23 protein-coding genes and 2 tRNA genes are annotated in these 23895 nt (G+C 57.4%); 7 read left to right on the forward strand and 18 right to left on the reverse strand.

The features are described from left to right. The 15 genes from G5306_RS12860 to ruvA form a co-directional block, all read right to left on the reverse strand. Window positions 1–72 (reverse strand) — tRNA-Val (locus G5306_RS12860). Window positions 73–103: 31 nt separating this feature from the next. Beyond that, window positions 104–179, reverse strand: a tRNA-Lys gene (locus tag G5306_RS12865). 174 nt (window positions 180–353) lie between these two features. Then, complete coding sequence (ybgF, locus tag G5306_RS12870; RefSeq protein WP_421276322.1) at window positions 354–1154, reverse strand: tol-pal system protein YbgF; 801 nt, start codon at window positions 1152–1154, stop codon at window positions 354–356. 158 nt (window positions 1155–1312) lie between these two features. After that, window positions 1313–1837, reverse strand: a complete 525-nt coding sequence (gene pal / locus G5306_RS12875; protein ID WP_005313284.1) for a peptidoglycan-associated lipoprotein Pal — start codon at window positions 1835–1837, stop codon at window positions 1313–1315. Between the two features lie 49 nt (window positions 1838–1886). Beyond that, window positions 1887–3212, reverse strand: a complete 1326-nt coding sequence (tolB, locus tag G5306_RS12880; RefSeq protein WP_216952059.1) for a Tol-Pal system beta propeller repeat protein TolB — start codon at window positions 3210–3212, stop codon at window positions 1887–1889. A gap of 95 nt (window positions 3213–3307) precedes the next feature. Further along, a complete protein-coding gene (tolA, locus tag G5306_RS12885) occupies window positions 3308–4438 on the reverse strand; it encodes a cell envelope integrity protein TolA (RefSeq protein WP_216979490.1) in 1131 nt (376 codons plus the stop codon). Between the two features lie 5 nt (window positions 4439–4443). Next, on the reverse strand, window positions 4444–4890 hold the full coding sequence (gene tolR, locus G5306_RS12890) for a protein TolR (RefSeq protein ID WP_005335733.1): 447 nt from the start codon (window positions 4888–4890) through the stop codon (window positions 4444–4446). Then, window positions 4890–5567 (reverse strand): protein TolQ, encoded by a 678-nt coding sequence (gene tolQ, locus G5306_RS12895; RefSeq protein ID WP_216954450.1) that lies wholly within the window; start codon window positions 5565–5567, stop codon window positions 4890–4892. Before tolQ ends, tolR begins: the two co-directional genes overlap by 1 nt. Before the next feature lies 1 nt (window position 5568). Further along, window positions 5569–5976, reverse strand: a complete 408-nt coding sequence (gene ybgC / locus G5306_RS12900; protein ID WP_005343212.1) for a tol-pal system-associated acyl-CoA thioesterase — start codon at window positions 5974–5976, stop codon at window positions 5569–5571. 105 nt (window positions 5977–6081) lie between these two features. Beyond that, window positions 6082–6393: a cyd operon YbgE family protein gene (locus G5306_RS12905; protein ID WP_041202810.1), complete on the reverse strand. Its 312-nt coding sequence runs from the start codon at window positions 6391–6393 to the stop codon at window positions 6082–6084. Then, window positions 6380–6496 carry a cytochrome bd-I oxidase subunit CydX gene (gene cydX / locus G5306_RS12910; protein WP_005304933.1) on the reverse strand — a complete coding sequence of 39 codons (117 nt, stop codon included), beginning with the start codon at window positions 6494–6496 and terminating at the stop codon, window positions 6380–6382. Before cydX ends, G5306_RS12905 begins: the two co-directional genes overlap by 14 nt. A gap of 14 nt (window positions 6497–6510) precedes the next feature. Beyond that, window positions 6511–7647: a cytochrome d ubiquinol oxidase subunit II gene (gene cydB, locus G5306_RS12915; protein ID WP_005335741.1), complete on the reverse strand. Its 1137-nt coding sequence runs from the start codon at window positions 7645–7647 to the stop codon at window positions 6511–6513. Between the two features lie 11 nt (window positions 7648–7658). Beyond that, window positions 7659–9215 carry a cytochrome ubiquinol oxidase subunit I gene (locus G5306_RS12920; protein WP_005335743.1) on the reverse strand — a complete coding sequence of 519 codons (1557 nt, stop codon included), beginning with the start codon at window positions 9213–9215 and terminating at the stop codon, window positions 7659–7661. 936 nt (window positions 9216–10151) lie between these two features. Next, window positions 10152–11162, reverse strand: coding sequence for a Holliday junction branch migration DNA helicase RuvB (gene ruvB, locus G5306_RS12925; protein WP_005335744.1), 1011 nt, complete (start codon window positions 11160–11162; stop codon window positions 10152–10154). An 8-nt stretch (window positions 11163–11170) separates the two neighbouring features. Next, a complete protein-coding gene (ruvA, locus tag G5306_RS12930; RefSeq protein ID WP_421312956.1) occupies window positions 11171–11785 on the reverse strand; it encodes a Holliday junction branch migration protein RuvA in 615 nt (204 codons plus the stop codon). Window positions 11786–12046: 261 nt separating this feature from the next. Here ruvA and G5306_RS12935 point away from each other — a divergent pair, with 261 nt between their 5' ends. Continuing rightward, window positions 12047–14056, forward strand: coding sequence for a methyl-accepting chemotaxis protein (locus G5306_RS12935; RefSeq protein WP_421312957.1), 2010 nt, complete (start codon window positions 12047–12049; stop codon window positions 14054–14056). Between the two features lie 82 nt (window positions 14057–14138). Here the strand turns inward: G5306_RS12935 and lysE are convergent, their stop codons facing one another. Together lysE and G5306_RS12945 are read right to left on the reverse strand one after the other, a co-directional pair. Continuing rightward, entirely contained in the window at window positions 14139–14750 is a 612-nt protein-coding gene (gene lysE, locus G5306_RS12940) for an L-lysine exporter (RefSeq protein ID WP_421209378.1), read from the reverse strand. A gap of 194 nt (window positions 14751–14944) precedes the next feature. Further along, entirely contained in the window at window positions 14945–15727 is a 783-nt protein-coding gene (locus G5306_RS12945) for a LuxR family transcriptional regulator (RefSeq protein WP_216952064.1), read from the reverse strand. 62 nt (window positions 15728–15789) lie between these two features. Here G5306_RS12945 and G5306_RS12950 point away from each other — a divergent pair, with 62 nt between their 5' ends. The 6 genes from G5306_RS12950 to G5306_RS12975 all read left to right on the forward strand — a co-directional run bounded on the left by G5306_RS12950 (window position 15790) and on the right by G5306_RS12975 (window position 23300). Next, window positions 15790–16440: an acyl-homoserine-lactone synthase gene (locus G5306_RS12950; RefSeq protein WP_266135413.1), complete on the forward strand. Its 651-nt coding sequence runs from the start codon at window positions 15790–15792 to the stop codon at window positions 16438–16440. Window positions 16441–16639: 199 nt separating this feature from the next. Next, window positions 16640–17539, forward strand: coding sequence for a LysR family transcriptional regulator ArgP (locus G5306_RS12955; RefSeq protein WP_266135412.1), 900 nt, complete (start codon window positions 16640–16642; stop codon window positions 17537–17539). Window positions 17540–17625: 86 nt separating this feature from the next. Continuing rightward, window positions 17626–19641, forward strand: a complete 2016-nt coding sequence (locus tag G5306_RS12960; protein ID WP_421312958.1) for an exoribonuclease II — start codon at window positions 17626–17628, stop codon at window positions 19639–19641. 253 nt (window positions 19642–19894) lie between these two features. Then, window positions 19895–21535, forward strand: a complete 1641-nt coding sequence (locus G5306_RS12965) for a GGDEF domain-containing protein (RefSeq protein WP_421312959.1) — start codon at window positions 19895–19897, stop codon at window positions 21533–21535. Window positions 21536–21539: 4 nt separating this feature from the next. Then, window positions 21540–22643 (forward strand): EAL and HDOD domain-containing protein, encoded by a 1104-nt coding sequence (locus G5306_RS12970; RefSeq protein WP_216952069.1) that lies wholly within the window; start codon window positions 21540–21542, stop codon window positions 22641–22643. Window positions 22644–22709: 66 nt separating this feature from the next. Beyond that, window positions 22710–23300, forward strand: coding sequence for an HAD family hydrolase (locus tag G5306_RS12975; protein ID WP_201998107.1), 591 nt, complete (start codon window positions 22710–22712; stop codon window positions 23298–23300). A gap of 132 nt (window positions 23301–23432) precedes the next feature. Here the strand turns inward: G5306_RS12975 and hfq are convergent, their stop codons facing one another. Further along, entirely contained in the window at window positions 23433–23792 is a 360-nt protein-coding gene (hfq, locus tag G5306_RS12980) for an RNA chaperone Hfq (RefSeq protein WP_005335772.1), read from the reverse strand. Between the last annotated feature and the right edge of the window lie 103 nt (window positions 23793–23895).

Consider the following 23895-nt stretch of genomic DNA (forward strand, 5'->3'; position numbering starts at 1 on the left):
GGTCGTTACTGGGATCGAACCAGTGACCCCCTCCTTGTAAGGGAGGTGCTCTCCCAGCTGAGCTAAACGACCTGGGAATTCTGTCTCCACCTGGTGGAGAAAATGGTGGGTCGTGCTGGATTCGAACCAGCGACCAATTGATTAAAAGTCAACTGCTCTACCGACTGAGCTAACGACCCTCACCACGACCAGTTCCGACTGCATTACTGCTTCGGCTCTGACGGCGGCCTATATTACGGATTTAAATTTCCGGTGCAACAGAAAATTCGTAATTTAAATCCGTTTGCTCACTGTACGTACAAATGCAGGCTGTTTTTACAGTAGCGTTACGAAAACAGTGACATACAGCAATGTTACAGCTTGGCCAGACTCTGTTTGGCCAACTGGGCTGGCGAGGTGTTGGGATAGCCCTTGATCACCTGCTCATAGAAGGATTTGGCTTCCGCCTTCTTGCCATCCAGTTGCGCCAGCATACCCAGCTTCAGCAGCGCATCGGCTCGCTTGGGGGATTTGCTGTATTTGTTGGCCACGGTCGAAAACTGGGCCGAGGCTCCGGCTCTGTCACCCTTGTTGAACAGCAGCTGGCCGAGCCAGTAGTGTGCATTGGGAACATAGCCCGAATTGGGGTACTGCTTGATGAAGCCCTGGAAAGCCGGAATGGCTTTGTCGTAGTTCTTCTCTTTGAGCACCATGTTGACCGCTGCGTCGTAGGCCTGATTCTCATCCTGATTGGTTGAGTAATTGGCGGCAGCAGCCGGTGTGGCAGCTGCAGGGGCCGAGGCGGCCGGGGCAGCTTGCTGGCTGCTGGCAACCTTGTCGAGCTCCTGGTAGAGCTGACGCTGGCGCTCTTGCGACTGTTCCATCTGGTAGGTCTGCTGCTCCAGCTGACCACGCAGCTCGGAGACCTCCCCTTGCAGGGAGTCGACCTGTTGCTGCAATTCAGCTTGCAGTCGCAGACGGGCATTGAGGGTGCGCTCCAGCAGGGCAACCCGATCTTCCAGGCTACCGGTGGGCACGATGGCGCCGTTGTTGCCACTAAGGACAACCCCACCACCCGAATCACCGCCCAGATCGCTGACCGGTGCCGCAGCTTGCGCATTCAGAGCAACCAATACGGCCAGCGCAACGACAGCTTGCTTGTACACAGATTTCATTCGGATCAAACCTTAGCGTTTAGTACAGATAAAACGGCCAGCGCCATCGTCGCTCGCATATACAGATTTCATTCGGATCAAACCTTGGCGTTTAGTGCAAATAAAACGGCCATCGAAATGGCCGCTTGCATATAAACGAACTTCGTTCGGTTTAAACCTTAGTAAACCAGAACCGCGCGGCGGTTTTTGGCAAAGGCATCCTCGGTGTGGGACAGATCCAGCGGCTTCTCTTCGCCATAGCTGACGATGGAGAGCTGCTCGGCCTGCACACCCAGGGTTTGCAGATACTTGGCAACAGCCTTGGCACGACGTTCGCCCAGGGCGATGTTGTACTCCGGAGTACCGCGCTCATCGGCATGACCTTCGATCAGGACTTTCACGCTCGGGCGCTCGCGCAGGTAGCTGGCGTGGGCATCCAGCAGATCAGCGTACTGACCCTGGATATCGTAACCGTCGAACGGGAAGTAGATCACGTTGTCACGCTGCAGTGCTTCGAACTTCTGACGCATCTGCTCTTCCGGGGACAACATGCCGTTGGCGCCGCCGGTTTGTACACCGCCCATGCCGTCGGTCATACCTGATTCGGCGCCAGCGGCGTCGGAATCAGAAGAAGAACTACAAGCGGCCAGGGTGAACAGTGGCAGTGCGATGGCCAAACCCTTGAGCAGTTTATTGAGTTGCATGCTATTTCCTTAAACCTTTATAACAAAACAAAAAACAATTGGATTTTTATCAATTCAAGAAGGGCGACCAAGCTGGTGCACGAATTTCACCGCTACTGGTCGGAAGCACAGCCTTGAAGCGACCATCAGTCGACACCAACGCGAGACTCTTACGACCCTGATAGATGGTGGCATAAATGATCATGCTGCCATTGGGAGCCACACTTGGCGACTCATCCAGAGCACTCTGGGTAAGGACCAACAGGGCATTGTTTTCCATGTCCTGACGGGCAATACGATACTGTCCCTGAACACGGGTCACCATCACCATGATTTTGCCATCAGGAGTGATGGATGCACCCTGGTTGGATTCACCTTCCCAAGTCATCCGGCGAGTCATACCAGTCGCCAAATTTACGCTATAAATCTGGGGTTTGCCACCACGTTCAGAGGTGAACAACAAATTTTGCCCGTCCGGCATCCAGGAGGGCTCGGTGTCGATCACGCGGCTGGTAGTGACGCGGGTAAGCTGCTTGCTAGCCACATCAACCACATAGAGGTTGGGTGAACCATCTTTGGAGAGAACGATAGCCAGACGACGACCATCAGGAGACCACTCAGGGGCCCCGTTAATGCCACGGAAACTGGTGATCAGGCTGCGCTGCTGGGTGTAGATATCCTGCACATAGATTTCGGACTTCTGGTTCTCGAAGCTCACGTAGGCCAGCTTGCTGCCATCCGGTGACCAGGAGGGAGACATCAACGGCTCGCGAGAGCGCAGCAGAGTCTTCTCGTTGTAACCGTCGTAGTCAGAAATGCGCAGCTGGTACGGGAACTGGGTACCCTGCTGTACGGAGACGTAAGCCAGACGGGTCAGGAAGGCACCGCGCTCGCCAGTCAGACGCTCATAGACGATGTCGGAAATACGGTGGGCAAACTGGCGCATCTGGGCACCCGGGATGGTCGCCATACGGCTATCCAGGATGTAACCGTTCGCCTCGCCGCCTTGTGCCTTGGCCAGCTGACCCTTCAGCACATCGACCAGCTCGAAGTTGACCTTGTAGGTGCCGTCACCCACCGCCGAGATGGAACCGACGACTACGGCCTCAACCCCTTGAGCGGCCCAGGGTGCGAAGTTGATCTCGCTGCTGCTGCTCGGAGTCTGCGGCATCTGGCCACGGGCCAGCGGCTTGAATTTGCCACTGCGCATCAGGTCGTTGGAGACCACTTCCGCGATGTCCTGCGGCAACTGCCCGTTGCCTTCCCACTTGAAGGGGGCGACGGCGATGGGGCGTGCGCTATCAATACCGCCGGTGATGACGATGTCCAGGGCCGCCTGGGCACTCTGGCCCAGCAACAAACAGCCAACCAAAGCAAAAAATACTTTTCTGATCATGGCTTAAATACTCGGTTCCAATAAAGATGAGAGGTTAAATTCCTTTCTCGGCGAGAGGTTGCCAACCGGAGGCAAGCAACCTCGTTTTATCACGCTTAGATACTCGGTTCTAACTTCAGGTTAAATTCCTTCAACATCTCGAATGCCGCAGGATCCTTGGGCACTGGCAGTTGATTGGCTTTCAAGACAGCCGCCTTACCCGAACGACAGACCGCCGGGTCACCCTGGCCGTTATCTACCGATATGACAAAGCCACTGCTCGCAAGACGTACGCCGATAGTACATGTTTTGCCCCGCATGGTGGGATCCAAAATCATATACCGCTCAACAGTGGCCTTGATGAGCGCCGCATACTTGTCGACCTCACCTTGTGCCGCTGCAGAGGCAGCCTGGCTGCGGGCATTGGCTTCAGCCGCCAGCTGCTGCTGCATCATGGCTTCCATCTCTTTTTGCAGTCTGGCCTCCTCGGCCGCTTTGCGTTTGCGTTCTGCCGCGATCTTGGCCTGCTTCTCGGCTTCAGCCTTGGCTTTCTTCTCTGCGTCAGCTTTTGCCTTTTTGGCTGCCTCTTCCTTGGCCTTCTTCTCAGCCTCGGCTTTGGCTTTTTTCTCAGCCTCTGCCTTGGCTTTCTTCTCTGCCTCAGCCTTGGCCTTCTTGTCAGCTTCCGCTTTCTTGGCTTTGGCCTCCTCGGCTTTAGCCTTCTCTTCCGCCTGTTTTTTCTCGAGCTCTTTCTTTTTCTTCAGCGCCAGTGCCTTGGCCTCTTCAGCAGCCTTGCGCTCGGCTTCCGCCTTCTTGGCCTTCTGCTCTTCCAGCTTGCGGGCCTCCTCGGCTTTCTGCGCCTTCTCTTCCGCCCGCTTCTGCTCGGCAACTTTTTTCTGCTTCTCAGCCTCGGCCTTGCGGGTCGCCTCTTCTGCTTCTTTCCGCTTGGCCTCGGCAATACGCAGCCGTTCCTGCTGCTGGGCTAGTTCGCGTTTGGCAAGATCCGTATCTTCCTTATCCTTCTCTTTCTCTACCTTCTGCGGCTTGGGCTGAGCTTTCTGCTGCTGGATCTGCTTGGCCTGCTCGTTGAGGAAGTTCTCATCAAGCATGACGGCATTGACGATCTGCCCCTTCGATTCGGGTCGTTTCGGTTTGCTGAAATCGAGCCCGACAAACAGGATGATGCCGATGATCAGGTGCAGCAGAAACGACGCGATGAGATAACCGGAAATACCACGCTTCACATCCATCTCCGTTAGTTCACCGGATCTGTCATCAGGCCAACCTGAGGCACACCCGCATTCTTGAGGGCCACCATCAACAGGATCACCTCTTCGTAGCGCACGGCCTTGTCACCCGCGACCACCACGGGGGCATTCTGGTTGATCGCCAGATAGCCCATGGCTTTTTCGGTGATGTATTGCTGCATCGCCTCTGGCGTGCCACTTGGCACCGGCTCGTCATCGGCTTCGCCAGCCTTGATGACATACTCGCCTTCGGTATTGACGCTGACGATGAAGGGCGGCTTGGCATCTTCCGGCAACTGCTCGGACTCAGCCTGCGGCAGATCCACCTTGACCCCTTGCGTGATCACCGGCGTGACCGCCATAAAGATGATAAGCAGCACCAGCATGACGTCGATATAGGGAACCACGTTGATCTCGGCCACCTTCTTGCGCCGGATCCGCTGATAGGTTTGCATTACTGATCACCCTGCTGCTGAGCAATTTGACGGTTCAGAATGGTGGTGAACTCGTCCATGAAGTTGGCGTAGGCATTCTCCAGCCGCTCGACCTTGTTGGAGAAGCGGTTGTAGAAGATTACCGCCGGGATAGCGGCAAACAGACCCATGGCGGTCGCAATCAGCGCTTCCGCGATACCCGGTGCCACCATCTGCAGGGTGGCCTGCTGCACCTGACCCAGGGCGATAAAGGCGTTCATGATCCCCCATACGGTACCGAACAGACCGATGTAGGGGCTGATGGAGCCGATGGTCGCCAGCACCGGCAGGTTGGATTCCAGATCATCCACCGCACGGGAGAGGGAGACGCGCATGGCACGGTAGGTACCATCCATCACCGCATCCTGACCACGGGCCCCGGCCTTGAGCAGGCGGGCATACTCCTTGAAGCCGGAGTAGAAGATATCTTCCATGCCTTCGATATCATCGCGGCGGGAAGAGGACTCCTGATAGAGGCGATTGAGATCGACCCCTGACCAGAAGCGATCTTCAAACTGTTCCGATGCGAGATTGGCCGCCTTGATCGCCTTGGAACGCTGGATAATCAGCGCCCAGGAGACAATAGACATGCTCATCAGGGTGATCATGACCAGTTTTACCAACAGGCTGGCTTGCCAAAACAGGCCAATAAACGAAATTTCAGCGTGCACTTAACAGCACTCCCTTGATTTTTTCAGGTATAGCTACAGGTTTCATTTGCGGATGACTTACACAGGCTATCTGTACCAAAGCCTGGGTGACGAGTCGTCCATCAGCCGCCAGGATCTGCTGCGAAAAACGCAGGGATGCGCGTTTCACTTCAATCACTTGCGTTAATACATTCAATAGTTCATTAAAACGGGCCGCCGAGCGGAAATCGATCTCAGTTCGGCTCACCACGAAGGCATATCCCTCCTGCAGCCAGACGTCCTGTTCGACCCCTTTGGCACGAAGAAACTCGGTGCGAGCACGTTCCATAAACTTGAGATAATTGGCGTTGTAGACGATGCCCCCGGCATCGGTGTCTTCGTAGTAGACACGTACCGGAAACTCAAAGACTTCCCCCATAACAATCTGTGATCCATTCGACAGTCAGATGGGGGGCTATCATAGCGCAGGGCTGAATAGGAAAGAAGCAGGGGGAGACAGGGAAATCCTGCCTCCCCCCGTTTTTTATGAAAGGAAATATGAATGTGTCAGCCAGAGGCCATACAACAAACTGGGCCAGGCGAGCCAGGGGTTGAACAGCACACGTCCGGGCAGGCTTTTCAGATGAAAGCCAAGCCCGTTAAGTACGCCACAACAGACGGCCCACATCAGCCAGGGAGCAAGCCAGAGACCATGCTCGCTGGTGTTGGCCGCGATCAGATTGGGGGCCTGTAAAATAGCGACGGCCAACAAGGCCGCCGCGAGTAACATCAACCCCTGCCACGGCTGCCGCTCCAGTGGAGCGGCCAGCCTGGCGAGTCGATCACTTGTTTTCATCGATCTGACGATCCATGTTCTCGGTGTGTTCCAGCCACAGCGCATTGATAATGCCAAATGCACAGGCCAGCAACAGCCCCAGGATCCAGGTGAAATACCACATTGTCAGCGCACCTCTTAATAGAGAGATTGTTGGTTATCTTCGATGTGCTTGTTGGTTACCCGGCCAAACATCTTGATGTAAGTCCAGATGGTGTAACCCAGCACAATCGGTACGAAGATCGCTGCAGCCACAGTCATCACCTGCAAGGTGTTGAAAGAGGCGGTAGCATCCCACATGGTCAGGCTCAGTGACGGCTCAAGGCTTGAGGGCATCACGAACGGGAACATGGAGAAACCGGCAGTGAGGATGACCCCGGCAATCGCCAGCGAGGAGCTGGTAAACGCCAGCCAGCCGATGTTCATGCGGGCAAACAGCGCAGTCAGCAGGCTCATGGCCAGACCCAGTACAGGGGCAGCCACCATCCACGGATAGAGGGTGTAGTTGTTCATCCAGGCACCAGCCTGCAGGACAACTTCCTTGTTCATCGGGTTGGATACTGCGTCAGTCGCGGCAGCCTTGACGATGACATACCCTTCCATACCGCTTACCCACCAACCCGCGGCAGCAAACAGCACCAGGGTCAGCAGTGAGCAGATCATGGCGGCAGTACGGGAACGTGCCAGCACTTCCCCGTCGGTCTTCATCATCAACCAGGTTGCGCCCTGGGTGAGCAGCATGAACAGGCTCACCAGACCAGCCAGAATGCCGAACGGGTTAAGCAGGCCGAAGAAGTTGCCGTGATAGGTCAACATCATGAACTGGTTAAACTCGAACGGAACGCCTTGCAGCAGGTTGCCAAAGGCCACACCAAAGACGATGGGCGGTACGGCGCTACCGGCGAACAAGGCCCAGTCCCAGTTGCTGCGCCATTTTGCATCAGCACGCAGCGAGCGGTACTTGAAACCGACCGGACGCAGGAACAGCGCCATCAAGGTCAGGATCATGGCGATGTAGAAGCCGGAGAAGGTCGCGGCATACACCATCGGCCAGGCGGCGAACAAGGCGCCACCGGCAGTGACCAGCCAAACCTGGTTACCTTCCCAGTGCGGCCCCATGGTGTTGAGCATCACGCGGCGCTCGACATCTTTCTTGCCGACGAACGGGAGCAGTGCGCCTACCCCCATGTCGAAGCCGTCAGTGATGGCAAAACCGATCAGCAGTACGCCGACCAGAGCCCACCAGATGACACGCAGAGTTTCGTAATCAAACATGGTCGCTCTCCTTATGCCTTGATCTGTTCAAAGTGATACTTGCCAGTCTTCAGGCTGCTGGGGCCAAGACGGGCATACTTGAACATCAGGTACATCTCGATAACCAGAAGTACGGTATAGAACAGGCAGATACCGATCAGAGAGAACCAGATCTCGGCTGCAGGCAAATTGGATGCAGAGAGGGAAGTCGGCAACACCTCTGCAATGGTCCACGGTTGGCGACCATATTCAGCCACAAACCAGCCTGCTTCGATGGCGATCCACGGCAGCGGGATACCCCACAGCAGACCCTTGAGCAGCCACTTGCGCTTGCCGATCTGGTGGCGGGCACTGTCATAGAAGGCCATACCAATCAGCACCAGCATCAGCATGCCGACGGCAACCATGATACGGAAGGCGAAGAACAGCGGCAGAACCTGCGGGATGGAGTCATCCACTGCGGCCTTGATCTGCTCGTCGGTAGCATCGGTCACGTTGCTGGTGTAGCGCTTGAGCAGCAGACCGTAGCCCAGATCCTGCTTCACTTCGTCGAAGCGAGCGCGGGTCTCGTCAGACTTGTCACCGGATTGCAGCTTGGTCAGCAGGTCGTAAGCGGTCATACCGTTACGAACGCGCAGTTCGTGCTCGCTCTTCAGATCCTTCAGACCGGTTACCTGACCGTCCAGAGAACGGGTCGCGATAATGCCCAGCGCATAGGGGATCTTGATGGCGTAGTCGGTGCGCATCTCTTCCTGATTCGGAATACCGAACAGGGTAAAGGCGGCCGGAGCAGGTTCAGTTTCCCACTCAGCTTCGATAGCGGCCAGTTTCACCTTCTGCACTTCACCGGTCTCGTAACCGGATTCGTCACCGAGGATCAGCACGGACACGATGGAAGCCATACCGAACGCAGCGGCAATGGCGAAGGAGCGACGGGCAAACGCCACATCACGATTCTTCAGCAGGTAGTAGGAGGATATACCCAGCACAAACATGGCGCCACAGGTATAACCAGCCGCCACAGTGTGAACGAACTTGACCTGAGCAACCGGGTTGAGCACCACGTCAGCGAAGCTCATCATCTCCATCCGCATGGATTCGAAGTTGAACTCGGCACCGACCGGGTTCTGCATCCAGCCGTTGGCGACCAGGATCCAGAGGGCGGAGAGGTTGGTACCCAGCGCCATCAACCAGGTGGCAGCCAGATGCTGATGCTTGCTCAGACGATCCCAACCAAAGAAGAACATACCGACGAAGGTGGACTCCAGGAAGAAGGCCATCAGCCCTTCGATGGCCAACGGAGCCCCGAAGATATCGCCGACATAATGGGAGTAATACGCCCAGTTCGTCCCGAACTGGAACTCCATGGCCAGGCCTGTGGTGACCCCCAGGGCAAAGTTGATACCAAACAACTTACCCCAGAATTTGGTCATGTCCCGGTAGATGGTGTTGTTGGTCATCACATAGACGGATTCCATGATCGCCAGGAGAAAGGCCATTCCCAGCGTCAGGGGTACAAACAAAAAGTGATAAAGGGCCGTCGCAGCGAACTGGAACCGCGATAGGTCTACCACATGCTCAGCAATCATGATGTTTCCTCACCGATTATTGGCACGGCTATTTTAAGTTTTAAGGACAAAGCTTCCGTTGGGGGTTATCGAATGGGCCCCGTTGAGACGCATCACAACAAAACACTTTCAGTAACCACCAATATTAACAACAAGGCAACGCGAAAACACAAACAAAGCTAATGTTTAACAATTAAAAAACAATCAGCTTCAATTTATTCTCGCTCATTATGACCGGGTTTTTATATCACCTTTATTTGATTGAAATCAATGTAAAAGGACCCGTCATACATGGCTTTCAAAGCCATGTTTAATCTATTTCACGATTATTGAAGCGAGCCAGATCACAAAAGATGGCAATGCGTAAAATATTGATTTAAATCAATTTAAGAATTTAACATCCGGCCACCCCATTTAATTTGAAAAGTGTCGATGACGCGCCTTTTTCCATGTTATCCAGGTCAGGCGAACTGATTCGAAAACTCAATTTAAAACTACAAACAATGCATACTCATGCGAACCAATTTCATCAATCACTACATTAGATAAACTAATTTGAAGGTTGCAATTTTTCTTGTTTGCCCGGGCCGATACGAGCTCCTACAATGCGCCTCGCAGTGAGGGCATACCCTTGGATACAGGCCGGTTAATCCGGGTTCACGGTACGTATTCGACCATCAATTTGAACCTGTCTATTGGAATCGAAGATGAAAAAGTTTGTTGCTAAAACCATCCGTTACTACAAGCTTTCCTTTGTTCAGCTCTATCAACTGAACCGACTCTGAGAGCTCGCGACGGCTCACCTGTTTATTTTCCGGTCTGTGTCCAGACGCACTCACTGTCTGTGAACATCCATCCTGAATTGTCTTTGCCCACCGCATCAGCCGTGGGCTTTTTTTTTTGCCCGAATAACAAAAAACCGCCTTTGACGGCGGTTTTTTGTTCAAACGACTGTTTTTACTTCTCATCTGGTCGCTGAAGACCGAAATGAGCGTAGGCTCGTGTGGTCGCAATCCGTCCTCTGGGTGTACGTTGCAGATACCCTTGCTGGATCAGATAAGGCTCAAGCACATCTTCGATAGTATCTTTCTCTTCCCCGATCGCGGCGGCCAGATTATCGAGACCTACCGGGCCCCCCATAAACTTGTCTATCACAGCCAACAATAACTTGCGGTCCATGAAGTCAAAACCTTCGTTATCGACATCCAGCATGTCCATGGCGCGGGCTGCGATGGGGCCATCGATCCGGCCATCGGATTTGACCTGGGCGAAGTCACGCACTCGTCTTAACAAACGGTTAGCAATCCGCGGCGTACCACGAGAGCGACGAGCGACCTCAATGGCACCATCTTCCGTCATATCTAGCCCCAGACAACGGGCACTGCGGGAGACGATATCGGTCAGATCCTTGACGTTGTAGAACTCCAACCGCTGGACGATACCGAAGCGATCCCGCAGCGGGCTGGTGAGTGAACCAGCCCGGGTGGTGGCGCCAATCAGGGTAAAGGGAGGCAGATCCAGCTTGATGGAACGAGCCGCTGGCCCCTCCCCGATCATGATGTCGAGCTGGTAATCCTCCATCGCCGGATAGAGCACCTCCTCCACCACCGGGCTGAGGCGATGGATCTCGTCGATGAACAGCACATCGTTCGGTTCGAGGTTGGTGAGCAGCGCCGCCAGATCCCCCGCTTTCTCCAGCACCGGGCCGGAGGTGGTCTTGATATTGACCCCCATCTCGTTGGCGACGATGTTGGCGAGGGTGGTCTTGCCCAGACCCGGCGGACCGAAGATCAGCAGGTGATCGAGCGCTTCTCCCCGCTGACGGGCCGCTTCGATAAAGATCTCCATCTGTTCGCAGACGGTATCCTGACCGGTGTAGTCAGCCAGCTTCTTGGGGCGGATAGCCCGGTCAATAATGTCATCCTCACGGGCAGCACTGGCCGAAATGAGGCGGTCTGCTTCAATCATCAACTACCTCATACCAGGCTACGCAGGGATTCACGGATGATATCTTCCACCGACATCCCCTCTTTGGCGATCTTGCTGACAATCTGGCTCGCCTGCTGCGGCTTGTAACCGAGGGCCACCAGCGCACTGGCCGCCTCTTCGGTCACATCCGGTGCCCGCAATTCTGGCTCACTGGCTGGCAGGGTGACCATGGCCGGGGAGAAGAGGTCGTGACTGACCCAGCCCTTGAGGCGATCCTTCATCTCCACCACCAGACGCTCGGCGGTCTTCTTGCCGACCCCCGGCAGTTTGACCAGAGAGCTAATCTCTTCGCGCTCGACGCAGATGACAAACTGGCTGGCAGTCATGCCGGAGAGAATGGCCAGCGCCAGCTTGGGGCCGACCCCGTTGGTCTTGATCAGCTCGCGAAACAACGCACGCTCCTGCTTGTGGTTGAAACCGTAGAGTAGTTGGGCATCTTCCCGCACCACGAAGTGAGTGTGGATGGTCGCCTCCTTGCCGATCTCCGGCAAATCATAGAAGCAGCTCATCGGCATATGAACCTCGTAACCAACCCCGCCTACTTCCAGCAAGACCTCGGGGGGCTGCTTCTCAATGACAATGCCTCTCAAGCGACCAATCACGGCTCTCTCCTCACCAATACAGCTATTCGCAAATTGGCTCATAGCATAAAGAATAACTGGATAAGTATCCAGCATAGGGCAGCAACCCCCTGGTATCCGGAGAAGCTTTTTCGCAAATTGGCCACCATGCTTGATCTGGTTCAGCCTGCGTGTACGGGATGTTTCTGCACCGTACCGGACTCCGACTGGGCATGAGCCACTACACTAAATCCGTTCGGAACCGAAATTGATGCCAATGCAGATACCAAGGAAGGCCATCATATGAAAATTGTTTCCACCGCCAATCTGGGTCTTGCCATCTTGCTCGGCTGCACGCTGGGGATGGGGGTCGTGGGCTGGTATGGCAGCCAGCGGCTGGCCGGCCTGCTCACCTATGTGTTGGGAAGCGCCTGGCAGACCGCCGATGGCGCCATGGAAGGCTCCATCGAACTGGGCAATCAACAGTTACAGATTCAGAAGATGCAAAACGGCACCCCGCTCAATCGCACCGAGCTTGATGCCGCCAAGGCGGCGACCGATGATGCGCTGGCCCGGGTCAGCCAGGGTCAGCTCATTGATGGCGCAGTCCTGGCCACCATGGAGCAGCAGAAGCTGGCCTATCAACAACAACAAGAGAAGCTGTTGACGCTCTATCACGCCTATACCGAGGTTGATGAGGCGCTGCATCACAACGCCGAGCTGATGGCACGACTCTCGACCCAGCTGGAGGTGATTGGCGATGGGGCGGTAGAGGTGCTGACCCAGGCCCCCGACCAGACCATCAGCTGGAACAGTGGCCTCTCCACCCGCTGGGAAGCGGCCGACGGGGGAATGGAGTCCAATATCGGCTTTTTGCGCCAGCTCTATGCGCTGGAGAAGATGCGCAGACAAGGGGTAACGGAGGCGATCAAGGTCGAGCTGAAAGAGGCGACCGATTTCTATCACGAAGCGATCGACAGCATGCTCGGTACCGGGCTGTTCGATATCGAGGGAACCGGCGAATTTGCCGGCAAGCCGCTGGCGACACAGTATCGCGCCCTGTTGGCCCGACATCAGCAGCTGATGGGGCAGTGGATCGAGGCGCTCGGCAGCTATCAGGCCCAGCAGGCTCTCTATGAGGCCAGTGCCGACCAGCTACAGCAACAACTGGTTGCCATCGAGGCGAGCGGTGATGCCACCGTCGAGGATCAGGTAGTCCAGCTCAACGGCATCATCAGCCAAACCCGCACCCTGCTGCTGAGCGGCCTGTTGCTTAGCCTGATCATGGTCACCCTCTGCGGCTTCTGGCTGACCCGCAAGCTGGTCACCCCGCTGCTGCAAGTGGACAAACGGATGCAGGATATCGCCGCCGGCGAGGGGGATCTCAACGCCCGCATTAACCTGCAGCGGGATGACGAGATAGGCTCGCTGGCCAACAGCGTGGATCGCTTCATCGAGAAATTGCAGAAGATGATCAGCTCCACCATGGACAACAACCGGCACATCAGCGAACACGTTCACACCTCGGTCAACCGGGTGGAGGCGATCAGCCAGAGCAGCCGCCAGACAGCCGAACATGCGCTGGCCCTGCACCACGACAGTGAACAGATGGTGCAAGTCGCCACCGGTATCTCCGACAACTGCAGCATGGCGGCCCACAATGCCAACGAGGTGCGCCAGCTAACCACCGAAAGTAGCCAATATGTCGCCTCTGCCAGTGCGGGCATGCAGCGGGTGGTGCAGGAGGTGGGCGAGTGCGCCATCGCCATCAACGCCCTCAAGGAGCAGGCGGGCCAGATCGGCCAGATCATCTCCACCATCAGCGGAATCTCGGAGCAGACCAACCTGCTGGCCCTCAATGCGGCTATCGAAGCAGCCCGCGCGGGGGAGATGGGACGTGGCTTTGCTGTGGTCGCGGACGAGGTGCGCACCCTGGCCAATCGCACGGCAACATCAAGCGCCGAGATCAGCCAGGTGATCAGCAGCATCCAGCAGCAGACCGAGAGCGCCTACCTGATGATGCAGCGCAACCTCAAGACGGTGGAGTCCGGCATGCAGGACTCCGAGAACACCAAGCAGATCCTGTTCAAGGTGGAAGGCGCCATCGACCAGCTGGCCGACATGGTGCAGCAGGTGGCCGTAGCCACAGGTCAACTGTCACACACCCTGAGCCACTCCTCTGACAAGGTCTCCGGCATCAGTCTGCAAGCCAGAACCGGCGAACAGGAGGCGCAGGAGTGCCTGCAGCTCGCCTCCTCGCTCCATCAAGCCAGCCTGCTGCAACAGCGCCTGCTCTCCCAGTTCCGAGTCTGACCCCCTCCAATAGCGAAGATGCCACTCCCTGCGAGTGGCATCTTTTTGTTACCGGTCGCTCATTCCTGCCGCCTTAACTTCCTCAACTTCCTATGGCCAGTTGAATAGCCAGACTCAGCATGATGATGCCGACCAGCAGATCGATCCCCCGCTGCACCCCTCCTCGCGCTAGCCAGGGCGCCAATGCGGCCGCTCCCAGCGCAAGCGAGTAAAACCACACCAGCGAGGCCAGCATGGCCCCCGCAGCAAAGGCCGGACGCAGGGACTCGCTCACCTGACTGCCAAGGGAGCCGAGCAGCATCAGGGTATCGAGATAGACATGGGGATTGAGCAGGGTGACCCCTAGCGTCATGGCCAGTACGCTTCTGGCTCTCATCCGTTGCGAAGAGTCGGCCAGTCCGCCCTCCTGTCCATGCCAGGCGCTGCGCAGGGAGCGAACCCCAAACCAGCCGAGAAACAGCACGCCGCCCCAGGTAAGCAGCATCATGCCAATCGGGCTGGCAGCCAGCAGATTGGCTCCGCCAAATACCCCTATAGCGATCAGAATGAGGTCGCAGAAACTGCAGAGTGTGGCGCTCAGCAGATGGTGATTGCGATGGATGCCTCTGCTCAGCACAAAGGCATTCTGGGCGCCGATGGGGATGATCATGGCAAGACCTATGGTGAAGCCTTGCAGGGTCGTGGTCAGCAGCATGGAAAGTTCCGTTCGAAGTGATGAATGAACGGCACTATAGCGAGCCCTGTTCCCTCTTAGAAATTCATTGATTTACTGGTTCATTCATTTTGCTAATGATGAAGCTTTTCTATTCAATCCCTTGTCAATTACCGGATCTGACAATTGTGACCCTCATACAGCAGCAGGAGAATCTGTGGCATGTGAGACTCGGACTACTGCAACACTCGGGGAAAATTGGTGACCACCACCTGCTCCAGATTGGGCAACAGCAAGCCGGTCCCCACCCCCTTGGCAATGGCCTGGTAGCGGTTCATGGAGCCGGTTTTGCGGGTGACCTGATTGAGGTGGTAATTGACCGTGCGCTCCGTGATGCCGAGGATGCAGGCTATCTCGCAGGAGGTCTTTCCTTCGCTGGCCCAAAACAGACACTCGGTTTCGCGCTCGGTCAGGGGCTCTTTGCCCGCACTGTCCATCATGCTGAAACGCACCACCCGGATTGCGGCATCGAAGATGTAGTTCGACATCCATGAGAGGATCGGCGACGACTCCAGCAGCAGATCGCTCGAGGCCCGCTCGGACGTGATAAAGGAGAGGATCCCGTTCTCCCCGGCGGCACCGTGCAAGGGGAAGGAGATGCCGTTGCGCAGCCCGAACTCGGCTGCCAGCCCCATCACATCCATGCTTCCCTCTTGCAGAAAGCTTGCTCGCTCATCGAGGCGATTCCAGTAGATGGGCAGAGTCTGCTTGCGCGCCAGCTGGATCACCGGATCACATGCCAGCATGTTGTTTTCGGTGTAGGCCTGCACCCAGGAGTCAGGGCAGTGATTGAACAGCACCACCTTGGGTCTTTGCATCGACATCGGCAGGATCAGCGCGAAGCGGTAGTAGTCGTAGCCCATACCGAGCGTGAAGTGACCGATCAGCTCGGCCAGACGGTTGCCATCCGTCACCGAAGTGAAATGTTCGAGATACTCAAGCAGTTGGTCTCTTTTCATATGAAAGCCCCCTTGGCCAGACATGTGATTATAACGGCGAATAGCAAGACAGAGGGCCCATAATGTTGGTTTTCAAAGGAAAATTGAGAGAGCATCCACGAAATGAGGTAGAGGAGGAACTCTATCGCTTTCGAAATCGCGTCTTTTCCGACCGGCTCGGCTGGGATGTAGAGTCCCATCGGGGACTCGAGCGTGACAGCTTTGATACGCCAGACACCCATTGGGTGCTGATCGAGGATAAACAAGGGCTGTGCGGCTGTATTCGCCTGCTCAACTGTGCCGATGCCTATATGCTGCCCACCATCTTCCCCACCGCCCTTGCCGGTGAAAGTGCACCACGCACCCCCGATGTCTGGGAACTGACCCGTCTAGCCATCGATGCCAGCCGTGCTCCGCGGATGGTCAATGGCGTCAGCGAGCTCACCTGCGTTATCTTTCGCGAAGTCTATGCCTTCGCCCATGCTCACGGGATCCGGGAGCTGGTCGCTGTCGTCAGCCTGCCGGTAGAGCGCATCTTTCGTCGTCTCGGACTGCCCATCGAGCGGCTCGGTCACCGCCAGACGGTGGATCTGGGGGCCGTGCGCGGGGTGGGGATCCGCTTCCATCTGGATGAACGTTTCGCCCGTGCCGTTGGCCAACCTCTGCTGGGCCACTATCAAACCAGCCACATTCTACTGCAGCAACCATCAAGGGCGCTGACAGCGCAGTCATAAAAAATCCCGGGAAAACAGACCCGGGATAAACAGATCGCTATGAGCCCGCAGGCTAACCCACGGATCAGCGGGCAGTATCCTCCCTCAACAACCTGATCACTACTGTCAGAAATCACAGCATAACGTCCCTGTCACCACTCATTGTTGTCCCCTGCCGAGTGACGTAGAGTCAGCCCAGAAGCAACGCAAGGGAGGGAAGATGAAAGAGCTGGACTACAAACTGCTGCGGGCGTTGGATGCGGTACTGCAGGAACAGAACTTCGAGCGGGCGGCCAAGTCGCTCCATATCACCCAGTCGGCCATCTCCCAGCGGATCAAGCAGCTGGAGCAGCAGTTTGCCGAGCCGCTGCTCATCCGCAGCCAGCCGCTGCAAGCGACCCCGCTCGGCCAGAAGCTGCTGGCACACTATCGTCAGGTCCACCAGCTAGAGCTGGAACTGGCTGGTGAGCTGGCTCCCGCCACACCACAAGCACCCATCCGGATCAGTATCGCCGTCAATGCCGACAGCCTGGCCACTTGGTTTCTGCCCTCGATTACTCCCTTGCTTGAGCAGCATCCCATCGAACTCAACCTGCTGGTGGATGACGAGTGCCGCACCCTCGACAAGGTGCGCGAGGGGCAGGCCTTCGGCGCGGTCAGCCTGAGCCCCCAACCGCTGGCGGGTTGCTGTGTCGACGAGCTCGGTGAGATGAACTATCTGCTCACCGCCAGCCCGGCCTTCGTGGCTCGCCATTTTCCTCGCGGTCTGACCCGGGAAGCACTGGCCAAGGCACCGGCAGTAGCGTTCGATCAGCGAGATGACATGCATGTAAGCTTTATGAGGGAGCAGTTCGGGCTGGAGCCTGGCGGCTACCCCTGCCATACGGTTCATTCGTCGGAGGCCTTTGTCGCCATGGCCGAACAGGGAGTGGCCTACTGTCTTATCCCGGAATTACAGATCAGGAGACAACTGGAGAGTGGCTCACTGGTCAACCTCAGCCCAGAGCGCATCCTGACGGAGCGACTCTACTGGCACCGTTGGGTACTGGAAAAAGGGGTACACAAACAGCTCTCTTTACGGCTCATCGACTATGCCCGCAGCTCTCTGAAACCACGCTAATCAGGCCATTCACCTTGGCTTTGCAGGGCTAAAAACGTATAGTGCTGGGCGTTTCTTCATCAGGTCTCCACTCAGGTTCCCCATTTATGTTCCAAGACAATCCGCTGCTGGCCCAGCTCAAGCAACAAATCCGCGAAAACATCCCGAAGAAAGAGGGTGTGATCCGTGCCTCCGATCGGGGCTTCGGCTTTCTGGAGGTGGATGAGAAGACCAGCTATTTCGTGCCGCCTCCTTACATGAAGAAGGTGATGCACGGTGACCGGGTGAGCGCCCTGATCCGCACCGAAAAAGAGAAGGAAGTGGCCGAGCCGGATGCCCTGCTGGAGCAGTCCATCACCCGCTTCGTGGCCCGGGTCAAGATGTTCCGCGACCGTCTCAACGTGGTGGCTGACCACCCGCTGATCAAGGATGCCATCAAGGCCCGCGTCAAGAAGGGTCTGGATGAGAAAGAGTTCAAGGAAGGGGACTGGGTGGTCGCGATCCTCAAGCGCCATGCGCTGGTCGACGGCAACTTCTCCGCCGAGATCACCCAGAAGATTGCCGCCCAGGAAGATCACAATGTGCCCTGGTGGGTGGTGCTGGCGCGCCACAACCTGGCCCAGGTCGAGCCGGCTGACTTGCCGGAGTGGAAGGTGATCGAAGAAGAGGAGCTGCCCCGTCGCGATCTGACCGCAGTCCCCTTCTTCACCATCGACGGTGCCAAGACCAAGGATATGGACGATGCGCTGGCCATCACCAAGCTGGACAACGGCTGGGAGCTGCTGGTTGCCATCGCTGACCCGACCGCCTATGTGGCCGAAGGGAGCGAGCTGGACAAAGAGGCCGCTCAGCGCGCCTTCACCGTCTACATGCCAGGCCGCAACGTGCCGATGATCCCGCGCACCCTCTCCGACGAGCTCTGCTCCCTGAAAGAGGGCGCAGAGCGCAACACCCTGTGTGCCCGTCTGCTCATCGCCGAAGATGGTCTGCTACTGGAGGAGACTGAGTTCTTCGCCGCCCGCATCTGCTCCCACGCCCGTCTCAACTATGACGACGTCTCCGACTGGGCGGAGCACGGCAAAGAGCTGGCCATCGACGCAGGTGTGCTGGCCCAGCTGCCGCTGATGAAGGCGATGACCGAAGCGCGCATCAAGTGGCGCACCGAGCATGCGCTGGTATTCCCGGATCGTCCCGACTACGACTTCGAGCTGGGCGAGAATGGCGAAGTGCTGGCTATCCACGTCGAGCCGCGCCGCATCGCCAACCGCATGGTAGAAGAGTCGATGATCGCCGCCAACATCTGCGCCGGTCGCGTGCTGGGCAAGAGCGTCGGTTACGGCATCTTCAACGTTCACACCGGCTTTGACGAAGAGTCCCTCGACGGCGCCATCGACCTGCTGAAGAGTGCCGAAGCCCCGTTCGAGCGCGACGAGATCGCCAGCCTCTCCGGCTTCTGCGCCCTGCGCCGCTGGATCGACAACCTCGACACCCGCTGGCTGGATGGCAAGATCCGCCGCTTCCAGAGCTATGCGCTGATGTCCTCCGAACCGGGCGCCCACTACGGTCTGGGGCTGGATGCCTACGCCACTTGGACGTCACCTATTCGAAAATACGGCGATATGGTCAACCATCGTCTGCTCAAAGCGGTCATCGCGGGCAAAACCCCGGGTGAGCGCCCGAGCACCGAGCTCACCGAGCATCTGACCGCCTGCCGCCGCCTGCACCGCATGGTGGAGCGTGACATCGGCGACTGGCTCTATGTTCGCTACCTGAAAGCCGCCGCTGGCACCGATCAGGTATTCAACGCCGAGATCATCGACGTGATGCGTGCCGGTCTCAAGCTGCGTCTGCAGGAGAATGGCGCCGTGGTCTTCATGCCTGCCCGTCATATCCTCGACAACAAGGATCGCCTGGAGTGCAACTGGGACAACGGCCGCGTCTATCTGGACAAGACTGAGGTGGTCTACGAGCTCGGCCAGATCATCGAGGTCAAGCTGACCGAAGCGGTGGAAGAGACCCGCTCCCTTATCGCCAAACCGGCTGTGGATCTGGTGCCGGGCCCGGCACCGGAAGCCCCGGTCGCCGAGAGCACACCTGCGGACGTAGCCCCCAAGGCTGAGTAAGCCGCACAGAGTCATCTAATCTGCCCGAGAGCCCGCCATTGCGCGGGCTCTTTTTTTCCCCGCATCTGCCATACACGCTGCCACAAGTGGTGCCACTACGCACAGTTTTCGCTACAGTTGGCAGTAAAAGCAGTGAATGTTTCCACGCATAACGTGGAATGCAACCAATATGTGCGACACCTCTCCTTTCTGACATATTAATCAAAGAGAAATATGTTTATACTCGCTTGGGTACAATCCAAGGGATATTGGTATGCAGGAATGGGACCCGGAACACTTCACCAACTTCGCTCAGTTATGCGAAGTGAGCCTCGCCACCATCCGTGAAAAAACCGATGCCGAACGCCTCTACCTCTGGCTGAAAGCCCCCGAACCGCAGCTCTACAGCTTTCAGCTCGATAAGGGGCTGACTACGCTTGATCTCGCCCATCTCGGTCAACTGACCCTGCCCCACCATCTGCTCGACAAGGCGATGGGCAAGGGGCAACTGGTGATCGAGCAGATCTACCAGCCGCCGGACTCTGGTGAGAATATCGAACCAGCCCAGCAACGGCTACGCGCCTGCTTCCCCCTCAAACGCCATATGAGCCTGGAAGGGGTCATCTATCTGGAGACCCACCGCCGTATCGACCGCCTCTCTGCACGCCAGCGTCAGGGGATCCAGCTGCAGATCCACTATCTGACCGCCGAATTGAGCAACCACCTGCTATCCAGCCAGGTCAATCAGGAGCGGGATCAGCGGCTCCATACCCAGACCGATCTGGTGCAGAGTCAGGCGCTGCAGGGCTCTTTTCTCACCATGTTGCAGGCGTTGCACATGGTCAGCGTCACCCTCTCCCGCAGCCGCAGCGAGAACGATCTGCTGTGGGACGCCGTGCTTCTGGCCCGCAAGGAACTGCAGTTCGATCGGGTCGCCATCTTCCTGATCGAACCCGATGGCAAGACCATGCGCGGCACCTGGGGCACCAGCGAAGAGGGAGAGCTGGTAGACGAACATGACTTTGTCAGCCCCATTCCGGAGCACCCCACGGTGCAGGAGGCGCTCAGGCGCAAGGACTACGTACTGGTGCTGGAAGATACCCCCCTCTACTACGAGAAACAGCAGGTAGGTCGTGGCTGGAACGCCATGGTCTCGCTGTGGGATGGCACCACTCCCATCGGCTGGATCGCCGCCGACAACCTGCTCTGTCACCGACCACTCAAGGCTTATCAGAGCGAGATTTTCAAACAGTACGCCGCCATCCTGTCACAGTTACTGATCCGCCAGCGCACCCAGGAGCAGTTGGAAACCCTCAACCGCCAGCTGGAGGAGCTGGTTGCCGAACGCACGATACAACTGGCCGAAACCAATCGGGCGCTGGAGGAGGCCAATCACCGCCTCTCCCTGCTCTCGCTGGAAGATCCTCTGACTGGTATCGCCAATCGGCGCCAGTGGGACATCACCATGCAACGGGAATGGGAGTGGGCACGGCGCACCAAAAATCCGCTGGCGGTATTGATGATCGATGTCGACGACTTCAAGGCCTATAACGATCACTTCGGTCATACCAAGGGGGATGAGTGCCTGCAGCAGGTAGCCCGAGTACTGCGGGAGGCCGAGCGACGCTCTACCAATCTGGTGGCTCGTTATGGCGGAGAAGAGTTCGTCATCCTGCTCTGCGCCCCCCAACCCGGTGAAGCCGAACAACTGGCCGAGAGGATCCATGATGGCCTAACCCGATTAAAACTGCCCCATCCCGCCTCGCGGGTTGCTGATTTCATTACGGTTAGCATAGGCTTTAGCTATCTGGTTCCCTCCCTGAACGAGGCATGGCAGAGTCTGACCGAACAGGCCGATCAGGCGCTCTACCACGCCAAGTCTCAAGGACGGGCGCGCACTCTGGCCTATCGGTGATCCCATGCTGTTGCGTCGTTATCCCATCTTTAATCGCCGCCTGGCCCTGGTGGCCTACGGCATCGATTATCTGCTCGGCTCACCGGACGAGTGGCCCTCGCTGGCACAACATTGCCGCCTGCTGGCACAAGGGCGCCAATATCTGGTGCCCTTCACTCACGAACAGCTCGATGAACAGCGCCCCCTGCTGTTTGATCAGGATGCGATCCCGCTGGTCGAAGCCTCCAGCGAACGGCTACCAGCTTCCTTTCCGGTGCTGGAACAGTGGCGAGACAGTCGACGCCGGCTTGCCGTACACGGGGTCAGCCGTGAGCCACGCTGGCTCGGTGCCAGCCGTCTGCTGGTATTCTGGATGGGCGAAGAGGGGATCTGCCAGCCCACCGAACACAAGCGGATGGCCCTCGATATCGAAACCTGGGAAGACTTTCTCCCGCTGCGAGAGGCCGGAGTCGACTTCTTTGCCGGTGGTTTTCTCGCCCGCCCCGAGCTGGTCAATCAGCGTGCCACCCAGCCCGACATGGCACTTGTGCAGCAGATCCTCCAGCTCATCTGCCACGAGGAGTTCTCCTTTGCCCAGGTGGCCCGCCTGCTGGAGCAGGATGCCTTGCTCCCGGGCCAGCTACTCACCTATGTCAACGCCCCCGGCTTCGATCATGCCGCCCCCATCACCTCGGTTTCCCGCGCCCTCTCCTATCTGGGAGAGCAGGAGATCCGCAAGTTTGTGCTGATCAACGGCCTAGCTAGGGTAAGCCAGCATATGCCGGAGGCCTCTACCCGGATGGCCATCGCTCGCGGTCGCTTCTGTGAACTTATCGCCCTCACCGCCCTAGACAAACGCGAAGCAAGCTGGGCTTTTCTGGTAGGGCTGGTACTCGATGGTTCCCTGCTATCGGAGTCGCTGAAGGCCCACCTGCCCAACAACGTAAAACGAGCCATCGAGCGGCACGAAGGGCCGTTGTTCCACCTGTTCCAGCTGGTCAGGACCTACGAACAGGGCAACTGGGCCCTGCTGGAGCAGCTGGCACCGAAATACCAGCTCGACCCGACCAGACTCACCCCCGTCTATTTTCAGGCGCAAATGTGGGGGCAAGCGTTTCTCACCTGCTAGGTGATGGCGAGGCGGGGAGCCACTGGCTAGAATGGGCTCCCTTTTTTCAGAGACAGACCCCGCACCATGACTCTTTCCGGATTCCAAGGCCTGGTCTTTGACCTTGATGGCACCCTGGTCGACTCCATGCCGCTGCACCTCGCCGCCTGGGAGCACACCGCCCGCGAGTTTGGCTTTCACTTCGATGCCGACTGGTTCTATGAGCTGGGTGGCATGCCGAGCCGCAAGATCGCCCTGCTGGTCGCACAGGAGCAGCAGATCCCCCTCGATCCGCTCGAAGTCACCCGCTGCAAGACCGCCCACTATGTGGCCAACCTGCACAAGGCGACCGTGTTTCCGGCCATGCAGGCGCTGGTCGAGCGCTATCATGGCGTCATCCCGATGGGGATCGGCACCGGCTCGCCTCGTGTCAACGCCGAAGCGGTGCTGCGCAACACCGGGCTGGATCGCTACTTCTCAGTGGTAGTCACCGCAGACGATGTGGAGCTGCACAAGCCCAATCCGGACACCTTCCTGCTGGTCGCCAGCAAGTTGGGGGTCGCGCCATCAGGCTGTCTGGTGTTTGAAGATACCGGTATCGGGGTACAGGCCGGAGAGGCGGCGGGTATGCAGACCTGCATGGTCAAAGAGGGTCAACCGGTCGGCATAACCGCGTAGTGCGTAAAAAAATATCGCCCTGCAAGGGGCGATAACCGGAACCGGCTCTCATACGGGACATGAATGAAAATGAGAGCAGGTTCCGTCAGCCGCTGACGCAGGGCGCGTCAACGGGGAGTGCGGGGCAGACGATTACTCGTTGTTGCCGCCGCCCTGATTGTCGTCATAACGACCCGGCGCACCATGGGGGCGCGGCGCCATGGAGACACGCGGCTTGCGAGCACGCTGGATGTTCACCTGCGGACGGCCGGTGTGCATGGCGATGGTGGAGATCTTGGCCTTGTAGACCAGCTGCTGGTTGCCGTGTGCATCGGTCAGCAGCACGCTGTACTGGTCAAACCCGCTGATGGTGCCTTCGAGCTTGATGCCGCTCACCAGAAAGATAGCGACCTGACTGCGGTTCTTGCGCAACCAGTTGAGGGCAGAATCTTGCCCGTTCCCGAGGGAGAAGGCTTGCTCAATCGTGGAGTAGCTTGGGGATTCAGTTGTCATAAATTATTGTCCCGCGGAAAAAAAGTGGCGTTTGATTGTGCTAAATGGGCACTGGCTTGTCAAAGTCATTCTCACTCCCGCCAGCAATAGCGGCCTCCGGGGG

Origin of the sequence: Aeromonas sp. 603404, assembly GCF_049171775.1 — a bacterium.
GTDB classification, from domain to species: Bacteria; Pseudomonadota; Gammaproteobacteria; order Enterobacterales; family Aeromonadaceae; genus Aeromonas; species Aeromonas veronii_A.